The 24,302-nt window shown below is 56.7% G+C and carries 21 protein-coding genes and 1 tRNA gene; 12 read left to right on the plus strand and 10 right to left on the minus strand.

Features of this window, described 5'->3' with window-relative positions:
• Positions 1-210 precede the first annotated feature (210 nt).
• Both IG617_RS18950 and mepA read left to right on the plus strand, forming a co-directional pair.
• A complete protein-coding gene (locus IG617_RS18950; protein WP_192110816.1) occupies positions 211-1,254 on the plus strand; it encodes a patatin-like phospholipase family protein in 1,044 nt (347 codons plus the stop codon).
• Positions 1,255-1,406: 152 nt separating this feature from the next.
• Positions 1,407-2,363, plus strand: a complete 957-nt coding sequence (mepA, locus tag IG617_RS18955; protein WP_420826163.1) for a penicillin-insensitive murein endopeptidase — start codon at positions 1,407-1,409, stop codon at positions 2,361-2,363.
• 15 nt (positions 2,364-2,378) lie between these two features.
• Here mepA and IG617_RS18960 read toward each other — a convergent pair whose 3' ends face one another.
• Complete coding sequence (locus tag IG617_RS18960) at positions 2,379-2,897, minus strand: GNAT family N-acetyltransferase (protein ID WP_192110817.1); 519 nt, start codon at positions 2,895-2,897, stop codon at positions 2,379-2,381.
• An 81-nt stretch (positions 2,898-2,978) separates the two neighbouring features.
• Between IG617_RS18960 and IG617_RS18965 the strand changes: the two genes are divergently transcribed.
• The 6 genes from IG617_RS18965 (at position 2,979) to pheT (ending at position 11,020) form a co-directional block, all read left to right on the plus strand.
• A complete protein-coding gene (locus IG617_RS18965) occupies positions 2,979-3,893 on the plus strand; it encodes a LysR family transcriptional regulator (protein WP_192110818.1) in 915 nt (304 codons plus the stop codon).
• A 156-nt stretch (positions 3,894-4,049) separates the two neighbouring features.
• Positions 4,050-5,855, plus strand: coding sequence for a translation elongation factor 4 (lepA, locus tag IG617_RS18970; RefSeq protein WP_192110819.1), 1,806 nt, complete (start codon positions 4,050-4,052; stop codon positions 5,853-5,855).
• A 92-nt stretch (positions 5,856-5,947) separates the two neighbouring features.
• Entirely contained in the window at positions 5,948-6,532 is a 585-nt protein-coding gene (locus IG617_RS21545; RefSeq protein WP_192110820.1) for a PhnA domain-containing protein, read from the plus strand.
• Positions 6,533-6,726: 194 nt separating this feature from the next.
• Positions 6,727-7,809: a phenylalanine--tRNA ligase subunit alpha gene (gene pheS / locus IG617_RS18980; RefSeq protein WP_192110821.1), complete on the plus strand. Its 1,083-nt coding sequence runs from the start codon at positions 6,727-6,729 to the stop codon at positions 7,807-7,809.
• A gap of 47 nt (positions 7,810-7,856) precedes the next feature.
• Entirely contained in the window at positions 7,857-8,525 is a 669-nt protein-coding gene (locus tag IG617_RS18985; RefSeq protein ID WP_192110822.1) for a phenylalanyl-tRNA synthetase subunit alpha, read from the plus strand.
• Between the two features lie 77 nt (positions 8,526-8,602).
• Positions 8,603-11,020, plus strand: coding sequence for a phenylalanine--tRNA ligase subunit beta (gene pheT, locus IG617_RS18990; RefSeq protein WP_192110823.1), 2,418 nt, complete (start codon positions 8,603-8,605; stop codon positions 11,018-11,020).
• A 55-nt stretch (positions 11,021-11,075) separates the two neighbouring features.
• Here pheT and IG617_RS18995 read toward each other — a convergent pair whose 3' ends face one another.
• Positions 11,076-11,411, minus strand: a complete 336-nt coding sequence (locus tag IG617_RS18995; RefSeq protein ID WP_254170632.1) for a hypothetical protein — start codon at positions 11,409-11,411, stop codon at positions 11,076-11,078.
• A gap of 152 nt (positions 11,412-11,563) precedes the next feature.
• On the opposite strand from IG617_RS18995, the gene IG617_RS19000 reads away from it, so the two are divergent.
• Positions 11,564-12,217 carry a nucleotidyltransferase family protein gene (locus tag IG617_RS19000; protein WP_192110824.1) on the plus strand — a complete coding sequence of 218 codons (654 nt, stop codon included), beginning with the start codon at positions 11,564-11,566 and terminating at the stop codon, positions 12,215-12,217.
• Here the strand turns inward: IG617_RS19000 and pabB are convergent.
• The 4 genes from pabB to IG617_RS19020 form a co-directional block, all read right to left on the minus strand.
• Positions 12,214-14,019 (minus strand): aminodeoxychorismate synthase component I, encoded by a 1,806-nt coding sequence (gene pabB, locus IG617_RS19005; protein ID WP_192110825.1) that lies wholly within the window; start codon positions 14,017-14,019, stop codon positions 12,214-12,216. The genes IG617_RS19000 and pabB overlap by 4 nt on opposite strands.
• Positions 14,020-14,198: 179 nt before the next feature.
• Entirely contained in the window at positions 14,199-15,686 is a 1,488-nt protein-coding gene (locus tag IG617_RS19010) for a methyl-accepting chemotaxis protein (protein ID WP_192110826.1), read from the minus strand.
• 616 nt (positions 15,687-16,302) lie between these two features.
• Positions 16,303-16,950, minus strand: coding sequence for a peptide-methionine (S)-S-oxide reductase MsrA (msrA, locus tag IG617_RS19015; protein WP_192110827.1), 648 nt, complete (start codon positions 16,948-16,950; stop codon positions 16,303-16,305).
• 275 nt (positions 16,951-17,225) lie between these two features.
• A complete protein-coding gene (locus IG617_RS19020; protein WP_192110828.1) occupies positions 17,226-17,555 on the minus strand; it encodes a hypothetical protein in 330 nt (109 codons plus the stop codon).
• 328 nt (positions 17,556-17,883) lie between these two features.
• On the opposite strand from IG617_RS19020, the gene IG617_RS19025 reads away from it, so the two are divergent.
• Together IG617_RS19025 and adhP are read left to right on the plus strand one after the other, a co-directional pair.
• Positions 17,884-17,973: transfer RNA gene (locus tag IG617_RS19025), tRNA-Ser, on the plus strand.
• A gap of 195 nt (positions 17,974-18,168) precedes the next feature.
• Entirely contained in the window at positions 18,169-19,188 is a 1,020-nt protein-coding gene (gene adhP, locus IG617_RS19030) for an alcohol dehydrogenase AdhP (RefSeq protein WP_192110829.1), read from the plus strand.
• Between the two features lie 56 nt (positions 19,189-19,244).
• On the opposite strand, the gene IG617_RS19035 is transcribed toward adhP, so the two are convergent.
• Positions 19,245-19,970, minus strand: coding sequence for a helix-turn-helix domain-containing protein (locus tag IG617_RS19035; RefSeq protein ID WP_192110830.1), 726 nt, complete (start codon positions 19,968-19,970; stop codon positions 19,245-19,247).
• 188 nt (positions 19,971-20,158) lie between these two features.
• Entirely contained in the window at positions 20,159-20,677 is a 519-nt protein-coding gene (locus IG617_RS19040; RefSeq protein ID WP_192110831.1) for an ACT domain-containing protein, read from the minus strand.
• 210 nt (positions 20,678-20,887) lie between these two features.
• On the opposite strand from IG617_RS19040, the gene IG617_RS19045 reads away from it, so the two are divergent.
• On the plus strand, positions 20,888-22,177 hold the full coding sequence (locus IG617_RS19045) for an Hsp70 family protein (RefSeq protein ID WP_192110832.1): 1,290 nt from the start codon (positions 20,888-20,890) through the stop codon (positions 22,175-22,177).
• A 15-nt stretch (positions 22,178-22,192) separates the two neighbouring features.
• Here IG617_RS19045 and IG617_RS19050 read toward each other — a convergent pair whose 3' ends face one another.
• Together IG617_RS19050 and IG617_RS19055 are read right to left on the minus strand one after the other, a co-directional pair.
• Positions 22,193-23,623: a PepSY-associated TM helix domain-containing protein gene (locus IG617_RS19050; RefSeq protein WP_192110833.1), complete on the minus strand. Its 1,431-nt coding sequence runs from the start codon at positions 23,621-23,623 to the stop codon at positions 22,193-22,195.
• A 79-nt stretch (positions 23,624-23,702) separates the two neighbouring features.
• Complete coding sequence (locus IG617_RS19055) at positions 23,703-24,107, minus strand: hypothetical protein (protein ID WP_192110834.1); 405 nt, start codon at positions 24,105-24,107, stop codon at positions 23,703-23,705.
• Between the last annotated feature and the right edge of the window lie 195 nt (positions 24,108-24,302).

A 24,302-nucleotide genomic window follows, 5' to 3' on the forward strand; every position in this document is an offset into this window, starting at 1 on the left:
GTTGGAAGTGGCGGCATAAAACCTGACCGAAGTGAAGTACCTTTAAAACATCGTGGCCCGCTTTTACCGCTTCTTTTCCAACGCCGAAATTTGTGCAGACACATGCCGGATCGCCATGGCAGTGTCGCAATTGCGAAAGAGGATTTTGCGACGTTAGAGAAGCGCAGCTCAAGCGCCTGAATTTCCATTCACTGTGTTGAAGAGAGTGGCATGGCCCGAGAAAAATACTTTATTTTGTCAATTGATGGTGGCGGGGTACGCGGACTTATTCCGATCCGCATTTTGGAAAGCCTTGAAAGCCGCATGGCGCACAAGGGTATCCAGCTCGCGATGCACCAGTGTTTCGACCTCATTTGCGGTACATCGACCGGCGGCTTGATCGCGGCGGGGCTTTCTGCCCCAAAACCCGGCGGGGCGAAGGGCGAAGCAGCTGCAACGCTTGGCACACTCAGAGAGTTCTATGAGCGAGATGCACGCGATATCTTCACCCATTCCCTCGGCAAGAGACTTGGACGCTTCGTGACCAATCCCTTAGGATTGTTTGACGAAAGCTATGATGCGCGGCCACTGGAGAGCATTTTGAAGGAGCGTTTTGGCTGGACCTCCATGGCAAGCGCGCTCACCAATCTCGTGCTCACCGCATATGATATCGAGAAACGCAAAGCGGTTTTCATGACAAATGGCCGTCAGCACGACGGCAGCAAGCCTGACGACTATTATCTTTGGCAGGCCGTGCGCGCGACGACAGCCGCGCCATCCTTTTTCGAGCCCGCCAAGGTCGAGAACCTGACCCGTGGCGGCGAAGATGTGCTGATCGATGGCGCCGTCTTCATGAACGATCCGGCAATCGCCGCCTACATCGAAGCGCGCAAGATGGGCTGGGCCGCAGAGGACATCACACTCATATCGCTTGGCACCGGCCATGCTCCAGAGCGTTCTTTCAACTATCGCGAAGCGTCAGGCTGGGGAGCGCTTGGCTGGATGCTGCCTTCAAACGGCGTTCCAATCCTCTCAATCTTTACCGACGGCCAATCGCAAACCGCGAGTTATCAAGCCGATTGCCTTTTCACCGATCTTGGCGAAACGCGGTATATTCGCATAGATGGCGATATCCCGGCCGAAGCCGAAGCGATGGACAACGCACGGCCTGGCAATATCCTACAGCTGAATGGGGCTGCCGACCGCATTATTCGGGATGAGACCCTTGTCCTTGATGAGATCGCCGAGCTTCTCATTTCGGCCAAGACGGGCTGATCCTGGCGCTCCCGGCCGCCAGTGCCGGGCAAGCCTGTTTCCGCAGCATAACAAGGGATCAAAAATTGGCGCGAGTGTTCTTACAATTGGTTCGCCAACATCTCATCTGGCCCATCACACTGATTGCCGCATTCCCCGTTGCGACAGGCGCCATCCCATTGCCATCCGAAAAGCCTGCAACTGAGATTCTGGCCGTACCGGTCCCTACCCAAAAAGCGACACCATCAAAAAACAACGTAAGTTCGCATAAGAAGCAGCAGTTGGTTCTGCGTGACGACGAGCCCGCGAAGCTCTACTTCGGGGCGATGACCGATTCAGCACCGTTGGCGGCACGTGCAATCGGGTCCTATGCGAAGGGTTGCCTTGCCGGCGGCGAAGCTCTGCCGACGGACGGTGCAAATTGGCAGGTCATGCGCCTGTCGCGGAACCGAAATTGGGGGCATCCGGAGCTGGTGCAATTCCTCAAGGACTTGTCAAACGACGCGCCGTCTCTCGGCTGGCGTGGGCTTCTGGTCGGAGATCTGGCGCAGCCACGCGGCGGTCCGATGCTTTCAGGCCATGCAAGTCACCAGATCGGCCTTGATGCAGACATTTGGCTGACCGAGATGCCTGATCGCCGTTTGACGGCAAAAGAGCGGGAAGAGATCTCTGCGATCTCGATGCTGAAGGGTCCGCTTGACGTCAAAGATGCGGACCGCAGCGTCGATCCGAGAAAATGGACAGATTCGCGTGCCCGACTGATCCGGCGAGCAGCTTCAGACAAGCGGGTCGCCCGAATTTTCGTTAGCCCGACCATCAAGAAGGCGCTCTGCGAGTTTGAAACCGGCAAGGACAGGTCCTGGCTGAGAACAGTGCGGCCCTGGTGGGGACACCACTATCACTTTCACGTGCGCCTCACCTGCCCGAAGGACAGCAGCGGATGCAAGAATCAGAACCCTCCACCTCCCGGCGATGGGTGCGGAAAAGAACTGACTTACTGGCTGTCCGATGAGCCATGGGTGCCAAAAAAGCCGGAGGATCCGAACAAGAAGCCTAAGGTCGTCAAGAAGAGACCAATGGCACTCAGCGCACTGCCGAAAAGCTGCAAAACTGTGCTGGCTGCGCAGTAGCTTTAACCGCTTTTCTTAGTCTTGCGGTGGCCGTACTCGGTCATCCAGGACGAGAGACATCAATACCAAATCAAGCCACTCACCAAATTTTACGCCGATCTGGGGAATGCGCCCCACGGATTTAAAACCAAACTTTAAGTGTAGTGCAATGGAACCGGCATTCTCACCATCAACCGCTGCCAACATCACATGATATCCTTGGCCCCGAGCAACTTCGATCAACTTCTCAAGCAACAGACCGCCTGCGCCTTTGCCTCTTGCCTGAGGTAAAATGTAGATCGAATGCTCAACCGTTAGACGATACCCCTCCTTTGGTCGATACGGACCTAAAGAACCGAATCCGATCACATCACCCGCTTCATTCTCCACCACAAAAACAGGATAGCCCGCCTGTGTTCTCTCCTCAAACCAGGTCGTTCTATCCTCCAGCGTGTCCAACTTATCGGTCCAGATCGCCTTCAATGTCTTTACTGCGTTGTTGTGGATATCAAGAAGACCGGGAAGGTCTTCAGGAACAGCATGTCGGAGAAGCATGAGTTACCCGTTTCAAATTAGTTTTATTCATCATAGTATATAAAATAACAAAAGAAATTATCTCTGACATTAGAAATACTAATGGATATAGATCAGCTTCGCACCTTCGATCGCGTTGTTCGCGATGGCAGCTTCACCAAGGCCTCGGCACGACTAAATGTTACACAGGCAACCGTTTCTATGCGCATGCAGGCGCTTGAAACCGCCTTGGGCGTCCAACTTTTCAAACGGGGCCGACAGATCCAATTGACGGATCAGGGAATTGGCTTCCTTCCTTACTGCAGACGCATGCTCGGCGTGCTTCAGGAGGCGCGTGAGACCTTACGACGAGCAGAACGAGGTCGACTTTCAGTTGGGTCTCTATCAACCATGATCATGCCCCTGATTAGCGAAGCTTTGCTCCGCTTTCAGCGGCGCAACCCTATCATTGACGTCGTGGTCCGGGAGGGCCGGCACAATCAAATCGCCACTATGCTTCATGAGCAAGAGGTCGAGCTGGCGATCATGTGTTGGCCAAACCTTGATCCGATTTTAACCAGTGCAGAGCCTTTACTGATCGTCCGCGAGGATGCCCCGCTTGTCGCTGCGCCGACGCTCGCGAGGAAACTTGGCTCATCGCCGTCAATGACAGAGATCCTGGAGAAGGCCCCGCGCTACCTTCACCTTGCCTGGTGGCAAATTGCCCCACCGACCGCGATGTCTTTTGCATTGAATGCTCCTGTCCAGGTCGAGCTTCCGACAAATCCGGGAAAAAGCCTCGTTGAAGCAGGAGAAGGGATTGGTTTCTTCGCGCGCTCCGCCGTTTCGTCATCGCTTGAGACTGGCCAGCTCGTGGAAATCAAACCACGGGACCTGGAACCGCTTCATCGTGATATCGCTCTCGTTGTGCGAAACATGGCGACTTTGGAGGAAACGCACATGAAAGAGTTCGCCAGCGAAGTTGCACGAGAATGCCGCACACTTGGCAAGATTTTGACGGACAATTTGTCGGGCTAATGGGAATGGCAGAGAGCTTCTGAAGAGATGACGGTGTGAAGCAGCTTCCAAGAAGCCACCCAACAACAACGCACGATCACCGAAAATCCGCATATAGAGCCGAATTCCACCGCCAAATTCCTTTGCGATCCGGCTTCTCAGTGCTAAACGGTCGCCATGACGACGAAGACACTTTCCAACATCCGCAATTTCTCCATCGTGGCTCATATCGACCACGGCAAGTCTACGCTTGCCGATCGTCTGATCCAGATGACAGGAACAATGACCGACCGCGAGATGACATCTCAGGTTCTCGATTCGATGGATATCGAACGCGAACGCGGCATCACGATCAAGGCGCAAACCGTGCGACTGATCTACAATGCCAAGGACGGACAGCAGTATGTTTTGAACCTGATCGACACACCAGGTCACGTCGACTTTGCCTATGAGGTTTCCCGATCCCTAGCAGCCTGCGAGGGCTCCCTGCTCGTGGTTGATGCCAGTCAGGGCGTTGAAGCCCAGACCCTCGCGAACGTCTACCAGGCAATTGAGAACGACCACGAAATCGTTACCGTGCTCAACAAGATCGACCTGCCGGCTGCTGAGCCTGACCGGATCAAGGAGCAGATCGAGGACGTCATCGGCATCGACGCGTCAGAAGCCTGCATGATTTCTGCCAAGACGGGCCTCGGCGTTGATGACGTGCTGGAAGCCATTGTTGCAAAGCTGCCGGCTCCTGAGGGCGATCCGGATGAGACACTCAAGGCGATGCTGGTCGATAGCTGGTATGACACCTATCTGGGTGTGATGGTCCTTGTCCGCATCATCGATGGATCCCTGAAAAAGGGCCAGAAGATCAAGATGATGGGCACGGGCGCTGCCTATGATATCGACCGCGTTGGTGTCATGACGCCCAAGTTCCTGCAGGTCGAGGAATTGAAGACGGGCGAGATCGGCGTCTTCACCGGCTCCATCAAGGAAGTGGCCGATACGCGCGTGGGTGACACGATCACGCTCGACAAGAAGCCCTGTGCAGAAGCCCTGCCTGGCTTCAAACCGGCTCAGCCGGTGGTTTTCTGCGGTTTGTTCCCCGTGGACGCCAACGACTTTGAAGATCTGCGCGCCGCCATGGGCAAGCTCCGCCTGAACGATGCAAGCTTCTCCTATGAGATGGAAACCTCTGCGGCACTCGGATTTGGCTTCCGCTGTGGCTTCCTCGGCCTGCTCCATCTGGAGATCGTGCAGGAGCGTCTCGAGCGGGAATTCAACCTTGATCTGATCGCGACGGCTCCCTCCGTTGTCTATCAGATGACGTTGACAGACGAGACCGAAGTCGAGCTGCACAACCCGGCTGACATGCCCGATGTGGTGAAAATCAACGAGATCCGTGAACCTTGGATCCGCGCCACGATCATGACGCCGGATGACTATCTCGGTGGCATCCTGAAGCTCTGCCAGGAGCGCCGCGGGATCCAGGTCGACCTGAACTACGTCGGCAGCCGGGCGATGTTGACCTACGACCTCCCGCTCAATGAAGTGGTGTTCGACTTCTATGACCGCCTGAAGTCGATCTCCAAGGGCTACGCGTCGTTCGATTACATGATCTCTGAATACCGGGAGGGCGATCTTGTCCGCATGTCGATCCTGGTCAACGAAGAACCAGTCGACGCCCTCTCCGTTCTTGTTCACCGCAGCCAGGCAGAGCGCCGTGGCCGTGCGATGGTGGAAAAGCTGAAGGAGCTGATTCCCCGTCACATGTTCAAGATTCCGATCCAGGCAGCGATCGGTGGCCGCGTGATTGCGCGTGAAACGCTGTCTGCTCTCCGCAAGGACGTGACCGCAAAGTGCTACGGTGGCGATGCCACCCGTAAACGCAAGCTGCTGGAAAAGCAGAAGGCCGGTAAAAAGAAGATGCGTCAATTCGGCAAGGTCGAAATTCCTCAGGAAGCCTTTATTCAGGCTCTGAAGATGGACGACTGAGCAGACTTCAGCGCCGCGCAGCGGCGTCGTCTTATTATTCATTCAACACCGCCGGCTCTGCCGGCGTTGTCATTTTTATAGAGAGTTGATCAATGAGCCTGGAAACCGAACTGCGCTTGCGCGCCGGAAACGTCTGCGAGATTTGCGGAAATGCAGACGGGTTGTTGCCTGTGGATGTGGACGGTGGAACCGGCAATCAAATCGAACGGGCAGTTCTAGCCTGTGAAACCTGCACCAAACAAATCCGGAGAGAGAAGCCACTTGATCCAAAGCATTTGCTTTGCCTCAACGACAGCGCATGGAGCCAAGAGCCCGCCGTTCAGGTCACCGCCTGGCGGCTGCTAAACCAGCTGCCTGAAGAGACGTGGGCGAGAGACCTCTTGGATATGCTCTACCTGGATGACGAGACATTGGCCTGGGCAAAGGCCTGGGTGACGAAGTCAGCAGACGATGATGACGCCGCCATTGTCCATAAGGACACCCACGGGGCCGTGCTCAACAGCGGCGACACAGTGACCTTGATCAAGGATCTCAAGGTCAAAGGAGCAGGCTTTACCGCAAAGCGCGGCACTGCAGTGCGCAACATTTCACTTGTCCATGACAACGCAGAGCAAATTGAGGGGCGTGTCAACGACCAACGCATCGTGATCCTGACGGAATTCGTCAAGAAATCATGACCGGCGGTGATTGATGGCCGTCGCTAGAGTTTGACCAGGACCTTCTTAGTTCAGATACACCTGCTTAGCGGATGAAACTTCTGGACTTATTGTAAAGTGCCCCGTGGCATCGGCGGTCTTTTTTCGCTAAAAGAGCCGTCGACCTCATTTTCGACCGAAGAGCGCGCAAGCGCTGTACGACACATCGAGCACCCATGTCTGACTTGAACACCCTAGAAACCGAACTTCTGGCCGCCGTCGAAAGCGCCGCAAGCGAAGCTGAACTTGAAGAGATCCGTGTTTCGGCCCTCGGCAAGAAAGGCAAGATCTCCGAGCAGATGAAAACGCTCGGAAAGATGAGCCCTGAAGAGCGTCAGACCATGGGTCCTGCCCTGAACGGGCTCAAGGCGCGGGTTACCGAGGCCATCGCTACGCGCAAGACGGTTCTCGCGGAAGCGGCTCTCGAAGCCCGCCTCGCCAGCGAAAGCGTCGACGTTACCTTGCCACTGCGCCCAGGCCCGATTGAAAGCGGCCGTATTCACCCTGTCAGTCAGGTCACCGATGAGTTGACCGCAATCTTCGCCGACATGGGCTTTGCGATTGCCGAAGGACCGGATATCGAGACCGACGAGCTCAACTTCACTGCCCTGAATTTCCCTGAAGGGCACCCGGCCCGCGAAATGCACGACACATTCTTCTTTAATGAGAAAGAAGATGGTGAGCGCCTGCTGCTTCGCACACACACGTCCCCGGTTCAGATCCGCACGATGCGGAACCAGGAACCGCCGATCCGTGTCATTATCCCTGGCAGAACCTATCGCTGCGACAGTGACCAGACCCATACGCCGATGTTCCACCAGGTCGAAGGCCTGGTCATCGACAAGGCCAGCCACATCGGTCATCTCAAAGGAACCCTGGAGGAATTTCTCAAGGCGTTCTTCGAGGTCGACAATGTGACGCTCCGGTTCCGGCCCAGCTTCTTTCCTTTCACCGAGCCGTCCATGGAAGTGGACGTCCAGTGCGACCGCTCGGGCGGCGAGGTAAAGATCGGCGAAGGCAGCGACTGGATGGAAATCTTGGGCTGCGGCATGGTTCATCCAAATGTCCTGCGCAACTGCGGCCTCGATCCGGACGTCTATCAGGGCTTTGCCTGGGGCATCGGCATCGACCGTCTTGCCATGCTGAAGTACGGCATGCCGGACCTGCGTGCCTTCTTCGACGCCGATGTTCGCTGGATTCAGCACTACGGCTTTCGCCCGCTCGACCTGCCGACTCTTTTCGGCGGTCTTTCATCCTAGTCGGCGGATGCCGCTCACTCTCGAACCGTAGAGGCTCTGGATCAAAAATGCCGATGATCAGCCGCCTGATTGCTACCCTTCTTGCCGCAGCTTTCATTGGGCTCGCCGCAGTTCCGAATGTCTATGCGCAGACCAAGGAAAACACCGAGCGCGTCGCAAGCCCCAGTTCCTTTCTGGAAGCCTGCGCCGAGAAGATCGAGGCGCGTGGGCGGCTTCGGTTCTGCGGTGAATATTTTCGAGAGAAGCTCGGTCCTCAGGCCGACGCGCTGCTGTATCTAAGGGACCGCATCACCGGCCTGAGAGCATCACATGAAGAAGCCAGCGCCGAGAAGTATGAAAGCTTTCTGTCCGCCATCTACATCGTCGCCTTCCTGACCATCGTCTCCATTGTCCTGGTCGCGAGCGATCGCCGGATCAAGGGCACCGCCAAATGGGCGAGCCTGACTACTTCGGTCGCCCTTCTGATCGTCATCGGCGTGATGGCGATTGGCTGGCTCGGCAAGTACCGCGCAGAATATGCCGCTCAAGTTGAGTTGGGCATTTTGCGCGACCGGATCGAAGCGGAGGCCGCCCAGGTCATTTCCACCGGCAAAGACATCACACCTGAGATGGTTATTGCCTGGTCGACCGAATTGTCCTCCATCGGCCGGCGCTTTGCCGAGAATTACAGTGATGCATCGCCGCTGCCAGAACTTGAGCGTTTTCACACGCAATAGAGATTGGCGCGCGACCTAGATCTTGAATTTTCCGGTGTCATGCACGTGGCACCGGCCCAAAACAAAAGAGCAGAACCATGAAGTTCACCCTGTCCTGGTTGAAGGAACACCTTGAAACCGACGCGAGCCTCGAAGAAATCGTCGAGAAGCTCACCATGATCGGGCTCGAGGTCGAGGAGGTCACGGATCGCGCGGCCAAGCTTTCTCATTTCAAGATTGCGAAAGTGCTCGACGCCGAACAGCATCCGAATGCCGACCGGTTGCGCGTCCTGAAGGTTGATACGGGCGAAGGTGAGCCGCTGCAGATTGTCTGCGGCGCTCCCAATGCAAGAACCGGTCTTGTTGGTGTTCTGGGCCGCCCAGGAGATTACGTTCCAGGTCTTGATGTAACCTTGTCCGTCGGCAAAATCCGTGATGTCGAGAGCTTCGGCATGATGTGTTCGGAGCGCGAACTTGAGCTCTCCGAAGAGCATGACGGCATCATTGACCTTCCCGAAGATGCACCGGTCGGCGTCAGCTATGCAGAATGGGCAGGCTTGAGCGACCCGATCATTGAGATCGGTCTGACACCGAACCGGCCAGATTGTACGGGCGTCTATGGCATTGCGCGCGATCTGGCGGCTGCCGGCGTTGGCCGACTTAAGGAACGAAGCCATGATCAGGTCCGCGGCGCGTTCCCCTGCCCAACCGGCGTCAAACTCGACTTTGGCGAGACAAAGCCGCTGTGCAAGGCGTTCGGCCTGCGTTTGGTCAAAGGCATCAAAAACGGTCCTTCTCCAAAGTGGATGCAGGATCGGCTTCTGGCCATCGGCCTGCGCCCGATCAACACACTGGTCGACATCACGAACTACATGACGTTCGACCAGGGACGCCCGCTGCATGTCTTTGATGCGGCCAAGGTAAAGGGCGACCTCGTTGTCCGCCGGGGCGCCAAGGGTGAGACCATCGAAGGGCTCAATGGCAAATCCTATGAGGTGGATGACAGCATTTGCGTCATCTCCGACGACAACGGTCTGGAAAGCATCGGCGGCATCCTGGGCGGGGAGATTTCCGGCTGCACGGAAGAAACCACCGACGTGCTGATCGAATCTGCTCTATGGGATGAAGACACGATCGCCGCGACAGGCCGTAAACTCGGCGTCAACACCGATGCTCGCTATCGCTTTGAGCGCGGCGTCGATCCGGACTACATGCTGCCCGGACTTGAAGCCGCGACCAAACTGGTGCTCGATCTGTGTGGCGGTGAGGCATCGGACGTGGTCGTCTCTGGCAGAGTTCCGGACGACACAAACATCATCGAGTTTCCCCTTTCCGAGGTCAAACGTCTTTCCGGCATCGATGCCAGCGTCGCGGAAATCAACGTTGTGTTGAAGGCACTGGGTTTCTGGATTTCCGGTTCTGGCGCGACGATCAAGGTTGCAGCGCCCAACTGGCGTCCAGACATCGAGGGCAAGGCGGACCTCGTTGAGGAAGTGGTTCGGATCATCGGTCTCGACAGGGTTCCATCAACGCCGCTGCCTCGCACTGGAAACGTTGGAGCCAAGGTCCTGACGCCTGGACAAATTCGGCGCAGCAGGGCCCGCCGCTCGCTTGCCTCAAGAGGCTTGAACGAAGCTGTCACCTGGTCGTTCATCGCCAAGGTGGAAGCCGAGGCATTCGGTGGTGGAAAGCCCGAGCTGACCCTCGCCAATCCGATTTCCTCGGACATGTCCGAAATGCGTCCCAGCCTGTTGCCGGGCCTTCTTACAGCTGCTCAAAGAAATGCCGATCGAGGCTTTCCGGACGTGGGACTGTTCGAAGTCGGACAGATCTTTGAAGGCGACGCACCAAATGACCAGAAGATGGTCGCCGCCGGAATCCGCCGAGGCACTGCAGTGCTTGAAGGTCAGGGGCGCCATTGGTCCGCGCCAACCCGGACAGTGAGCGTGTTTGATGCAAAGGCCGACGCCCTGGCTGCGCTCGCGGCGGCTGGAGCACCCGTCGACAAGTTGCAGGTCTATGTTGATGCACCGGATTACTTCCACCCCGGACGCTCCGGCGCGCTCAAGCTCGGACCAAAAAACACCCTTGCCGTCTTTGGCGAAATTCATCCGCGCACGCTCGGTGTGCTGGACATCGAGGGCCCGCTTGTAGGTTTCGAAATCTACCTCGACAATTTGCCCGTTCCGAAAGGCAAGGCAAGTCGGTCAAAGGGTGCGCTCAACGCCTCTGATCTCATGCCTGTCCGCCGTGACTTTGCATTTGTTGTTGGGCAGGAAGTGCCGGCTGAAACGCTTCTGAAGGCCGCGCGCGGCGCTGAGAAGACCCTGATTTCCGACGTGACGCTCTTCGACGTCTACGAAGGCAAGGGCATCCCGGAAGATCACAAGTCCCTCGCCATCGACGTCACGCTGCAGCCGAAGCAAAAGACGCTAACCGATGAAGAGATCGAGGCCATCGGCCAGAAGATCATTGCGTCAGTTCAAAAGGCCACGGGCGGCACCCTTCGGGGCTGACCGTCGGCATTTACCAAGCAAAACCAAAGCGCTCTGGACAACCCAGAGCGCTTTTTTAATTGCGATAGTTACGCTGCTGACGACAACGCTTTCCAACGTCGCATTTCTGGTTGTCTTTCGTCGGTGCGAAAGCCGGTGCCGTTAGTGGTGTCCGCGAGTAGCAAAATCGCGCATCCGCGATGAACCGCTCGAAAGTGTTCGGCCCGGTGGTCATAACTACCTCACCGCGCTGTGTCACAAGGGCCTGAGCCTGAGCGCATGTCATGGTGCGCGTATCGGGTCGCGCCTGCGCGTAGACCTCACTCGCCAATGGCAAAACACCCATGATTGCGACGACGACGGTCGATGATATCACCTTGACCATTTGCAGAACTGATTTGCTGTCCCTCATGACACTTTCCTCTCAACAAGACACCCCCGCCATAGATGACCCGGGCTTTTTGAGGGGTCAATCTACGGCGCAGTGTTCGTTAGGCGCATTGATCTATTCCAGCGTGTCAAGAATCGCGTAACGTTGGGTTCTTCGGATTTGCGAGTCCAACAATGCCCCTCACTGCTAACGCCACAAGATTTGACCGCGACTACCTTGGCGATTGCTATCGTTCCTCGGAGGATGAACGCCGGGCTGCTCTAGAAGACATCGTGAGAGCGACGCCCGACATCATGGCGATCCTAACCTCCATCAAGCGCCTCAGGTTGCCTGACGGATGGCTTGTTTCCGGCGGTGTCTACCAGACGGTCTGGAATGCCCTCACCGGACGCCCGGCAGACCATGGCATCAAGGACTACGACATCATCTATTTCGATGGTACCGACTTGTCCTATGAGGGCGAGGACGCTGTGATCAACGCTGTCGAAACGGATCTGCCTCTGCTCGCCGAGCGATTGGAAACCAAAAACCAGGCTCGGGTGCACCTTTGGTACGAGAAGAGGTTCGGAAGGCCCTATCCGCCTTTGAGTTGCTCCATGGAGTCTCTGACCTTTTATGCCGCCAAAACGCACGCAGTGGCGGTTCGGCTGAAAAATGATGGCCAGCTCGACATTCACGCGCCCTTTGGTCTGTCCAATATATTCGGCATGCGCTTGGCGCCCAACCACAGCTTCGACAACCGACAAACATATTTGGAGAAAGGCGCAAGGATGAAAGCACAGTGGCCCGAACTCGAGCTTGTGCCGTGGCGCGCCGAGGCCGACTAAGACTGCTTCGCGTCGATCAATCGGACGGGAACAAGTCCGCGTACGGAATTTCCAACATAGATTTCGTCGGCGCACTGGAGATCTTCGAGGGCCAGGTCGGCTTCCGCAGCCAAGCCGCGTTCAAGCAAGCCCGCGCGCAGCGTTCCAGGCAAAAGGCCATGCTCGATTGCCGGCGTGAGCAGCTTGCCATCTCTCTTCAAGAAAAGATTGGTGAAACTGCCCTCTGTAAAAAAGCCGTTTTCATTCAGGAACAAAACTTCCTGACAGCCTGTCTCGTCGGCATATGCAGTGCGGGTCTCATCATAGAAGCTACGGTTTGTGGTCTTATGATAGAGGAATGCATCCGATGAGTGGCAAGCTTCAGAGGCCACCGCGACGTCCCACACCTCGTCTCTGGTGACGGCAACAAGGGGTGTGTGCGAGATCGTTATCTCACCCAGTTCAGATAACTGTATTTTCAGCCGCGTTGGGCCGATAAGATCCGCAGCCATATCTTGCAATGCGTCCCTGACAGCCCCCTCGTCGTACTGAAAGCCGAAGTAGGTCGAGGAGTTGGACAGACGCGCCAGATGTCGTTCAAGCAGCAGAAAACCGTCCGCAGGCTTAAAAGCTATGGTCTCAAAGAGATGGAATGACGACGTCTCGCTTGAAAGGAATTTCAACTTCAGCTGGCACTCGTCGTACTCTGGCGTAGCTCCGGAATCGAAAACAACACCTGAACCGGTGCCAACCTCCCCCTGCCCGTTCGATTTCAGAACCAACGTTCTGATGGCGACATTGAAATTGAAGTCACCGCTTGGTTCGATAAAGCCTATGGAGCCGGTGTAGACGCCTCTAGGTGAGCTTTCGAGCCGATCGGCAATCATCATCGCGCTGAGTTTTGGCGCGCCGGTAATCGAGCCGCAGGGAAAGAGCCTTTCGATGATTTTGGAGAACCGCACATCCTTCCCAACCCTTGCCTCAACAGTCGACGTCATCTGATGAAGGCTCTTGTAGCGCTCGACCTCACAGAGTGCTGTCACCTTGACTGAGCCGGGCTCCGCGATGCGCGACAGGTCATTGCGCATGAGATCGACGATCATCGTGTTCTCAGCGCGCTGCTTCGGGTCCGCCGAGAGTTGACGGGAAATGCGCTCATCCTCCCGGGTGGTCCGCCCTCGGGGCGCGGTCCCCTTCATCGGCCGGGTGCGCAAGCAATCACCTTGCCGTTCCAAAAACAGTTCAGGCGACAGGGAGAGGACCGTTCTGTCTTCCAATTGCAGATAGGCAGCGTGCGCCACGGGTTGTTTGCGCAGCAGATCGAGCAGCAAGGCTTCCGGAGGTCCTTTGTGCTCGAACCGCGCCCGTAACGTCAGATTGACCTGATAGATATCGCCTTGAGCGAGGTGTTCTTGAACCTCATGGAAAGCCGCACCGTATTCGTCTGCCGACCAGTCGAACTCGGGCGTCCCCAGGGACGCGGTCTCCCCGCCAGCCGTGCGTGCGAGCAGGTCGCGGCATGCTTCAAGATCGAGAATCTGCGGCGCCTCGCGGTAGATACCGAACCAGGCCAGCAGCTCTCCTGTGTCCTTAAGGGACCCTCTTAGCTTCTCTTCAAAGGCATATCCGAGTTCATAGCCAAGAAAGCCGGCGACGTGAAAGCCGCTGGCCACTGCCTCGTCCACGGCGTTCAGTGTGGTGGCGACGTCGTCGAGCGCCCGACAGGTCAGAACCTGCTGTGGCTGTGAGAAAAGACGCCCGCGCTTTTCCCGAAGGCAATCGAGGAGAAGGACAGAACCATTTTCAAGAACGCGGGATGCCATGAAGATTTCTGAAACTGCCAGCTTGGTGCCCGATCCTCACCCATGAGTCTCTGTCGGCTGTTCTGCCTTGGCTCTTGGCACTCCAGACCGCAGGGGTCAAGCGCGGCGGCTCATGCGCAAAAGGAAACGGCCGCCCCGTTGCCAGGGCGGCCGTGTCACAGATCCAGTTGCCGAAAATCTTAGGCAGCAACATCCTTGAGGAAGGCATCGACCGAAGCGCGCATCAGCTCTGCTTCGCGCTCCAGCTCTTCAGCAGACTGAGCAACGGTAGAAGCCGACGCCGTCGTGCGCTCGGCCGCTTCGCTCAGGCCGCCAATGTTGGTCGCGACCAGCCCCGTGCCATTTGCCGCTTCCGCGACGTTGCGAGAGATCTCGTCGGTTGCAGAGCCTTGCTCCTCGACGGCTGCAGCAATGGCAGAGGTGTAGTTGTTGACTTCATCCATTGTCGCAGCGATCGCGCCGATGGCCTCAACCGCGTCCTTGGTTTCGTTCTGGATCGCCGAAATCTGAGCGCCGATCTCTTCCGTCGCCTTGGACGTCTGATTGGCGAGTTCCTTGACTTCAGCGGCGACGACGGCGAAGCCCTTGCCAGCCTCACCTGCGCGTGCAGCCTCAATGGTGGCGTTGAGCGCCAGAAGGTTGGTCTGCTCGGCAATCGCCTGAATGAGGGTCACAACCTCACCAATGCGATTTGCCGCCTCTGCAAGACCTGCCACTTTCTGATTACTCGTCTGCGCGCCTTCCGTTGCCTGGGCAACGATGCCGGTGGTCTGCTCAACCTGGCGGGAGATCTCTCCGATTGAGGACGACAGCTCTTCCGCCGCAGAAGCAACGGTCTGCACGTTTGAAGACGCAGTATCAGATGCATCCGCCGCGACTGCCGCACGGCTGGATGTGTCTTCGGCGACCGAACCAAGGTCCTGGGACGCGCTGCGCATGGCGCGAACCTGTTCCGTAACGGCAGACAGCTTGATTTCAATTTCCTGCCGGAACTCTGAAATCCGCTCGCCTACTCGACCCTGGCGCTCGCGTTCTTCGTTCATGCGGGCATCTTCCGCCTTCTGCATGGAAGAAGCCTGAATTTGCGCCGCTTCAGCATCGCTGCGCGCCTTGTCGGACAGGAAGAATGCTTTCTCAAGCTGAGCTACCGTCCACCAGAGAACGGCGACCTCAGCTACGACAATGACCGCGTGAAAGACAACGCGTGCGAAGTCGGCACCATTGGGGAACACAGCCCAGGGAAGTGCGAAATTCAAAACGAGGTGGTGAACGGCCACGACGCCCGCGTAGGCAACCAGGGCACGCCAGTCTACCCATCCAGCCAATATCGCCAACATGGCGAAGAAGTACATATGTGCGTCGAGCTGATAGGACGTAGTCGGGTCGGCACTGGCCATGCCGGCGACAAAAAGGGCGACAAGTGCAGCGAGTGAAATAGACGTTGCAATTCTTGTCTCGGCGCCGTTCTTAAATTTCAGCCATGTTGCGGTGGCCCCCGCTCCAAGCAACAACGCGGCCCCTGAAATCACGACCAGCGGCGCTGTGCCATTCCATGCCGTAGCGACCATTACCAGAATGACATTCGCCCAGATGAAAAAAATGATGTACTTCGCGAATGAAGTACGAAGGGCATCCAGACCCGAACTCTGCGTCACATTCTCACTCATATTTCACTCTCCCCAGCCCATCTCGTCAGTCCGGCACAGGCTTGCGCGACAATCGATGACGCCACAAAAACTGCTCCAGAAGAATACAGCCGGCCCACCAGACCCTCATCCTCCGCTACCGAGACAGCAATCCACCCAGAGGAATCGGTCGAAACGATCCTGCCGCCGGCGCGTGCAACAATATCAGGCGCTGTGTTGCTCCAAGGGCTAGCAAACACTGCAATTTTTCCGGAATCTCCGGGTTGCAGTGATGCCAGCAACATCAAGCTACAAGCGGCCAAAAAGTAAATCGCAACAAATCGCTTGGACATTTTCTGCAGCCGCTCGCCAAATTTCTGACCGAGATTTCAACTCTCTCGATGGCGCGACATTGACAGATATACCTTTAATTTTTTCTAACGTTATCTTTCGCTTTTCAACTCAGAAGCGAAAAAACCGCCTCGCTAGAACTTCAATTTTTAATTGCATTCAATCCAACACGCCTTACCGAGGAGGCTGCTGCGGCACATCAAAAAGCTTGCTCCAACAAGGATCAAGCCAGGATAATTCTATTGATTATGAATAATCCGCTGACTTTCCATTGTCACAATTACTGATTGCGCACCAAATGGGCCGATTAGCCAACGCAGGAGACGCCTGTCCCCTTCAGTCCGCAGTACCCTGAGGGGTTCTTTGCCAAATACTGCTGGTGATAGTCTTCCGCATAGTAAAACGCGTCAAGCATCGAAACTTCCGTAGTGATAGCAGCAGCGCGCCCTGCATCCTTCAAAGCCTGCTGAAAGGAAGCACGCGAGTGTTCGGCCACGCTCAGATCATCGGCGGCCGAAACATAAATCGCCGAGCGGTACTGCGTTCCCGTGTCATTGCCCTGACGCATGCCCTGTGTCGGGTCGTGATTTTCCCAAAAGACTTTGAGCAGGGCATTGAGCGTGACTTTACTTGGGTCATAGACAACCAGAACGACTTCCGTGTGGCCGGTTCGGCCCGTGCAGGTCTCGTTGTAGGTCGGATTGGGCGTATGGCCGCCTGCATATCCAACAGCGCTCACCCATACGCCATCTGTCTCCCAAAACAGGCGCTCTGCGCCCCAAAAACATCCCATCCCGAGAACGACCGTCTTGTAACCCTCCGGAAATGGCCCGGTCAGGGATCTTCCAGAGACGAAGTGCGCGTTTTCCGGAACGATCGGTTCATCCCGCCCCGGCAATGCCTCCTCGGCACTTGGCAACGCAAATTTTTTGGTCAGCATCGTCATGAAAGACATGGGTGGCTCCTTCTGGCGCGAACCAATGATTGTTCAGCGCGTCGCGACTCTGCCCTAAAGATGGCATTCCCACCGCGCTTGGCAAGGCTAGTCTGGTGACGAATGTACATACACACAGAGCCCTATTGGGCTTGGAAATGGCGCCTGTGCGCAAGCACGGAGAACACGACCCTGCCTCTCGGCGACGCTGAGACGTCGGCAAATATCAAGTCGCCGCCGCTCACCGTTGACCTGTGCAGCCTGCATCAGCCCAGACGCATCGAAGGATTTGATCCCTAGAACGCAATCGCAGTCGTATCTCGTGATCTCGTGCGCCCGATCCAGAGGCAAAGGATACCCAAGATCGAACAGCCGACCCAGACCGGCCAACTCAGGATCGTTTTCAGGACCGGATCCCAAAGAAACGGAGCACCGCTTGCCTCAAGACCAGCGCGAACCTCTGCGAGGCTGTCGGCTGAAAGGCTCGCCCAGAAATCAAACGATGACAGTAAGATCACCTCAGATTGGGCGATCGTGCGACTGCCATCCGAAATCATCGCCACGAGGGCTGCCGCCAACAGAAACGAGCCGAGGACTCTCAGCAAGAAACGCAAAACTATAAACATTACACAAAGTCCACTTCTCTCCCATAAGCCCGTTTGGGCTTTTATTTTTTAATCTTTCCCGTCTCGAAAACCGCCAACCCGCTCTATCGGTGCCATCGAAGGCTCAGGCTTCAGTGCATAAAAAAATTAATTCAAAAGCATTCTATCCCAGCTTTCTGCCGAGACGCAATTTTCAATGTATGCACTCTTTCGTGATGCTGTTCTGTGATGCGCAACACAGACAATCCACAGGCTGAGGGACGTTCGGAAAAAACTGCCATTGCTGCTTGCGCTTCCGTTTTTCGTCAGTATATTGCGCGACTTGCAGGCGGGCGTTCCCGCTGCAAATGGACAGGTGGCCGAGTGGCTTAAGGCGCACGCTTGGAAAGCGTGTGAGCGTGCAAGCGTTCCGAGGGTTCGAATCCCTCTCTGTCCGCCATTTTATTTGCGCTTCGCCGCCAGGCGATTCAAAGCGCAACAATTTCCGGTTTGGGCTTTACCTGCTCTCCCCCAACATTTTTGTGCAAGTTTCTGAACAAACACGGGAAATCCCTTAGGGTCTCCTGCGTATTGTCAAAATCGACAGCAGACGAGACTATTCCCGCGCTTACATTGCAAATTTGCGGGAAATTCCATGTCCAATGAAATGAAAGCAGCTGTCGTACGTGCCTTTGGCGCGCCACTCGATATCTCGTCGGTCAAACGGCCCGAAGCGAAACCGGGCAAGATCGTGGTGAAGATAGAAGCCTGCGGCGTCTGTCACACAGATCTTCACGCGGTCGAAGGCGATTGGCCAGTCAAGCCCGCACCACCTTTCATTCCGGGACACGAAGGTGTCGGTTTCGTTTGCGAAGTCGGCGCAGGCGTCACCACCGTGAAGGAAGGAGACCGCGTTGGCGTGCCGTGGCTCCACACGGCCTGTGGTCATTGCCGTCACTGCGTCGGCGGTTGGGAGACGCTTTGCCCCGACCAGCAAAACACCGGCTACAGCGTCAACGGCGGTTTCGCTGAATACGTTCTGGCCGATCCGGAGTATGTCGGACACCTGCCCGATCGACTTGACTTCGCGCCTGCAGCGCCGATCCTCTGCGCCGGCGTTACCGTCTATAAAGGCTTGAAGGAGACCGATACGAAGCCGGGCGATACGGTTGTCATTGTTGGCGTGGGCGGCCTTGGCCATCTTGCCGTGCAATACGCCAAGGCCATGGGACGGCATGTGGTCGCTGTCGACATCTCGGATAGCAAGCTTGCCCTAGCAAAAAAACTCGGCGCCGACACGGTGATCAATGCTGCGAACACTGACCCGGTCAAGGAGCTTCAGAGCGGCGGCGGGGCAGAGGGGGTTCTGGTCACCGCCGTTTCCAACAGCTCCTTCTCTCAAGGGGTCGGCATGCTTGGCCGCGGCGGCACGATGAGCTTGGTCGGTCTGCCGCCAGGTGACTTCCCCCTGCCGATCTTCGAGACCGTTCTGATGCGCAAGACCATTCGTGGCTCCATCGTCGGAACACGAAATGACCTTGTGGAGTCCCTGGAGTTTGCCGCAGAGGGCAAGGTAGCGTCCCACTACACCGAGGACTCGCTCGACAACATCAACGCGATTTTTGACAAGATGCGCGCTGGTGGCATCGATGGTCGTGTGGTGATGACGCTTTAAAGTCAACTCAGGGAACGGCAGCCCTTTGGGGTGAGACCGCACTGGGCTGCCGTTCCCTATTTTGAAAGCGCAAGGTGACCTTTGCGCAGCAGTTGAAGTGTGGCTTGCATCATGCGCCCGCGCAAAGGCTCCGTTGCAGCCCACGTCCCGGCGCCCATGTTGGTCGCATTCAAACTGCGGTCGGGCGACGGCTCATCTTTGATGTCTTCACGTTCCTGGCGGCGTTGGAGCCATTCAGGTTGGAAAGACCGGTCATCCCGAGCACTGTGTCCCGCTGGTTCTTCAGGATAGGTCGGAACCTGGCCTGAACTTTCTGCGCCGGTTTCTTTGTCTTTTGGGGCACCTCTTCTGAAAGCCTCCCCGGTCGCCCCATTTGCACACTCGCCAAGTGCCCAAAGCTCATGAGGCCACGCAGGCTCAGTATCAGGCGTCAGGGCTTCCCCAGTTTGAAAGAGAACCGGCAGACGACTGACCTGCCAGTCGAAGATCTTCACTGGCAAACAGGCACGTTGCTCAACAACCTCTATCGGCGGGAGTGGCCCTTCCAGATGATCAAGCAGGCCCAGCGCCCACAAGACAGCTGTGAACGCTCCCAGGCCGACGTCCTGATCTCCGTTCTCGACCGCCCGAACGGTCTCCTCACGAAGGAAGAGGCATGCGGCGCAGGACGACTGGCTCAGGCCCATCTCCTGACGCGCAGCTGCAATATCGCGTCCCCATCCCTGCAAGAGCTCGTTGACAGCTCCCGCAGAAGACACAGGGGCACATGTGGTGTTGGCCATGAGGTGTCAGTGTCCCGAATTTCCACACCAAACGCGTGGTAAGGCAAAACGCTAACACCAGCTTTTCAGCCGGAAAAACACCGGATGGGACTTATAAACATTTGCGGCAAGGTTCGGCTCTCAAAGCCCTGACAGAATCTGCAGCACTGCATTTTGCTTCAAGATTTGGCCGTTTCGTCAATCCGGTTTCAATCAATCAAGTTGATATCTGCCATCATATCAGCTGCGGTTTCCTGAAGTGCCTCGCCCAATTCCCCTGGCCCAAGGCCATCAGGAAGTCTCAAGTCAGCCGACGCCTTAAACAGCTTCTCACCTGACATGGAACCTTGCACGACTGCCGTCTCCAGATGCTCGATACTCACGTTGTGCTCGTTGAGAACCTTAGTGATCTGCCTGAGAATTCCCGGGTGGTCCTGTGACACCAGATCGAGGTGAGCCGCGTATCCGCTTGGCGCCTCTGCGCGCGCAGCATCAGAGCGCAGTGTGATCGCTATGCCATCAGTGAGCAGCGCGTCAAATCTCTCGTGCAGGTCCCCAAGAGAGTCAGGGTCAATATCAACGCTGACGATCCCGGCGAATTCACCGCCAAGCCGCGCCATCGAACTTTCGACCCAGTTCCCGCCAGAAACCGCGATTGCTTCTGCCAAGCGATCTACAAGGCCGGGGCGGTCCTGCGCGATCACGGTAAAAACCAGATGGCTGGTCACATTGAAACTCCTCGGTTCTTTCCTAAGGACCACAGTAGTTCAGGCTTGTGACAATCGGCAATCCAGATAAGCGCGCCTGTCGAAACCGCATTCCCCTGTCCGGGGGTTGCCTTGAGCCTCCCTGGCAGCTAAGAAGCCCGCCCTTCCCAGTGTCCGAAATTCTGCAGGGTCGGATGTGCCCCTCTGCAGGCAAAGCCTCAAGGTATTCCCATGCCCAAAGCCTATGGTCTTGACTTTGGAACGTCCAATACCGTGCTCGCTGCCTGCGACAGTGGCGCAGGGGCCACGCAATTGACCTTCGGGACAGACACGGAGATCCGGTCTGGCATTGCGACACTCCTTAGCTTTCTGGACAGAAGTCCCGGTGGCTTGCCCCTTCCAGCTGTCGGCCCCTGGGCCATCCAGCAATTTCTGGAGTATATGGGCGATGTTCGTTTCATCCAGTCGCTGAAAACATTCGTTGCGAGCAAGCAGTTCAAGGGCACCGGCGTCTTCGGCAACCCGTATGATTTTGAAAGCCTCATGAGAACCTTCGTGCATGGGGCGTTCGCACATTTGAGTGCGCCAATGAATGCAGATGGTGCGCGCCTCGTCGTCGGCCGACCTGTGATCTTTGCGGGAAACGCGCCCGACGAAGAACTCGCCATGGCGCGCTACCGAAAGGCGCTTGCCTCGTTTGGATTTGACGACATCCTGTTTGTCTTCGAGCCGGTTGCGGCCGCATTTTCTTTTGCCCAGCGCCTGGAGCAGGATGCACTGGTTCTCGTCGCCGACTTTGGCGGCGGCACAAGCGATTACTCGTTGATGCGGTTTTCGCGCAAAGGAGGTGTTTTGAAAGCGACGCCTCTTGGACGAGGCGGTGTCGGCGTCGCCGGTGACACATTTGACTACCGGATCATCGACAATGTCATCCTGCCGGAGCTGGGCAAGGGCAGTCACTACAAGAGCATGGGCAAGGTCCTTGAGGTGCCGCCCAACTTGTTTTCCAATTTTGCCCGCTGGCACCTTCTCTCTGTCTTCAAGACCTCAGACGACTACAAGGAGATGAAGAAACTGCTGCGCTGGTGCGTCGAGCCGGACAAGATTGAGCTCTTCATTGATCTGGTAGATGAGGATCAGGGTTATCCTCTCTACAAGGCCGTTTCTGACGCCAAGGCGAAGCTCTCCAGCCAGGAGAGCGTGGAATTGCGCTTCGAGCCTCTGGGCAGGGATTTCGAAGTGACGGTAACACGATCTGAATTTGACAGCTGGATTGCCGAAGACCTTGGTCGCATGGACAAGGCTCTGGACCAAACACTGACCGCAGCCGGTGTCGCCGACGCAGACGTGGATCAGGTTTTCCTGACAGGTGGAACGTCGTTCGTTCCAGCGCTCAGATCCATGTTTCAAACAAGATTTGGGGCATCGAAACTGGCCAGTGGCGAAGAACTCTCCTCCATTGCCACCGGCCTTGCGCTTATCGGCGCCCGCGAAGACGCTGATGACTGGGCGCTCGCCTAGAAGCGCCCAGTCTCATCAGGCAAAGGCGCTGCGCAGCGCCGGAATGCGGGACAGCACTAGAATATCGAGGGCAAGCGCTACGATCAGCGCCAGTCCCGCCAGCGGGAATGCCAGCGACACAATCAGCATGGCCAGCATGGCCCCGCGCCAGTGCGGGCGATTTTCAGGTACACGTGGCGCAAAGAGACGAATAGCGCTCTTCGTCGGCCGGCGCATCCACCACATGACCACACCGCTGACCGACAGAAATATCACGGAGAGGCAGACGAATGTGTTCAAGACAAGGTTCCAAAGCCCCATAAGGCCCATATGGAACGGCGTTCCGACAGCCATTGCCTTGCCCGCCAGCGAGTAATCGGCAAAGGCGACGTTTGCCAGCACATTGCCGGTGTAGCGATCAATGTGAACCGTTCTGTCGGAAAAGGGATCCTCGGCATCTGCGCTCATCGTATCCTGGTTGATCGTCCAGACGCCGTTCTCTCCACTGGGATAGGAAACCCGATAGCGGGCGGTGAAGCCCAGCTCGTGTGCGAGAGCAGCAACGCTGTCGACAGTTACAGGCGCACCGCTCGCGATACTCGCAGTGCCCGCGTCTGAACCGGATGCCGGCATAGGCGTCTGCTCCAGCGCCCAGGGCACGCCGGTGCGTGGCGCGTGGTTCATCGATGCATGGGTATCGTCCGAGAGAGGAATGTTGTCCCATTTCTCGGCCGGGAAAGTGCTCCAAGCCTGCATGATCTTGCTACCCCAGACACCCGTCCAGGACATGCCGGTGATCAGGAAGAGCAGGAGGAAGACCGAGACATAGACCCCGATGAAAGTGTGCAGGCTCAGCCAAAGCGCGCGCCCCGAGGTCTTCAAATTCGGCACAAAGGCATGCAGGAATGAACCGTCTCGCGGCCACCAGAGATAGAGACCCGTGATGATCATCACGATGCTCAGGCCAGCGGCGATTTCAAGAAAGCGGTCCCCGGTGGTTCCCATCATCAGATCGCTGTGGATGCCATCTGCAAAGTCGTACCAGCCACTGCGCCGAGGCCATGTATCGACCACTTCGCCCGTATATGGATTGACTGCGACCATACTCTGCGCGCCGTTGTCCGCCTTGACGCGAAAGACCGACGGGTTTTCAGGCCCCCTCGCCTTAAGCCATTCGACCATTTTGCTTCCAGGGATGGCAGAGAGCGCGTTGTCAGCCTGCTCCGAGACACTGAGCACAATTGCGTTCTGCTGAACCGGGATCTTGAGATAGCCGCCATCCCGGCCATCAAAATTACCGATGTACATCATCGTCAGACCAGTGATGGCCAGGATCGTCAGAAAGGGAATGACGAACAGGCCAGCATAAAAATGCCAGCGCCAGGCCGCCAGATAGAATGGAGATTTTATCGCCGCCGACGTCGCGGCTCTGACGGCCCCGACATCGTTTGGGTTTGAAGTAGACATGTTGCTTTCCTCTCCCTGCATGCGTGGCAATGCCGCCACATGCTGGATTGACATCAAATTTCAAGTTTTGAATGGAATGTCAGATGGAAAGCGGGGGCGCTCGCGCGCCAACGCAGGGAACCGCAGCGGGATAGCAAACCGCCCTTTGGCCAGCAGGCCAAAAAATGCGTTCTGCGGCAAAAGAACTTTGAACAGAGAACCGCTCGACGGCCGCGATGTTCTGGCCGAGGGCAGAAAACGGGCACAGGCCAGAGACCTGCTCCGTATCGTCGCCGTCTTCATCCGGAACGATTGCACCGTTCTCGTCAAGGGCCACTGATTGCAGTCCATCGGCGGTACAAATGACGACCGTGAACTGCCCGTCGCTTGTAACCTCGGGCATAAAGCCAGAGGGGATCAGCAAGCCGAGCAGAAGCGGGAGCAGCGCCAAAATCTTGACGGCTGATTTCAACTCCCTCAGCACTTCTTGCAAACCCGACCGCATCAACGACGTTCCCCAGTTGGTCTCCGGTTAGCCGAAGACCTCCAAGACTTCAATATCAAACAACGCCGCAGGTATTCAGCCGCCGTCACGCAGACAGCGGCCTCATACTTTTTCCTGTCGGATTCGAGGTTGATCCCCAGGAGCGGGTCCACTAGCTTGGCGCGACTAGACGGCGTCCATTTAAGGACTGAAAGC

Source organism: Roseibium polysiphoniae (assembly GCF_014842925.1).
Lineage (GTDB): Bacteria > Pseudomonadota > Alphaproteobacteria > Rhizobiales > Stappiaceae > Roseibium > Roseibium polysiphoniae.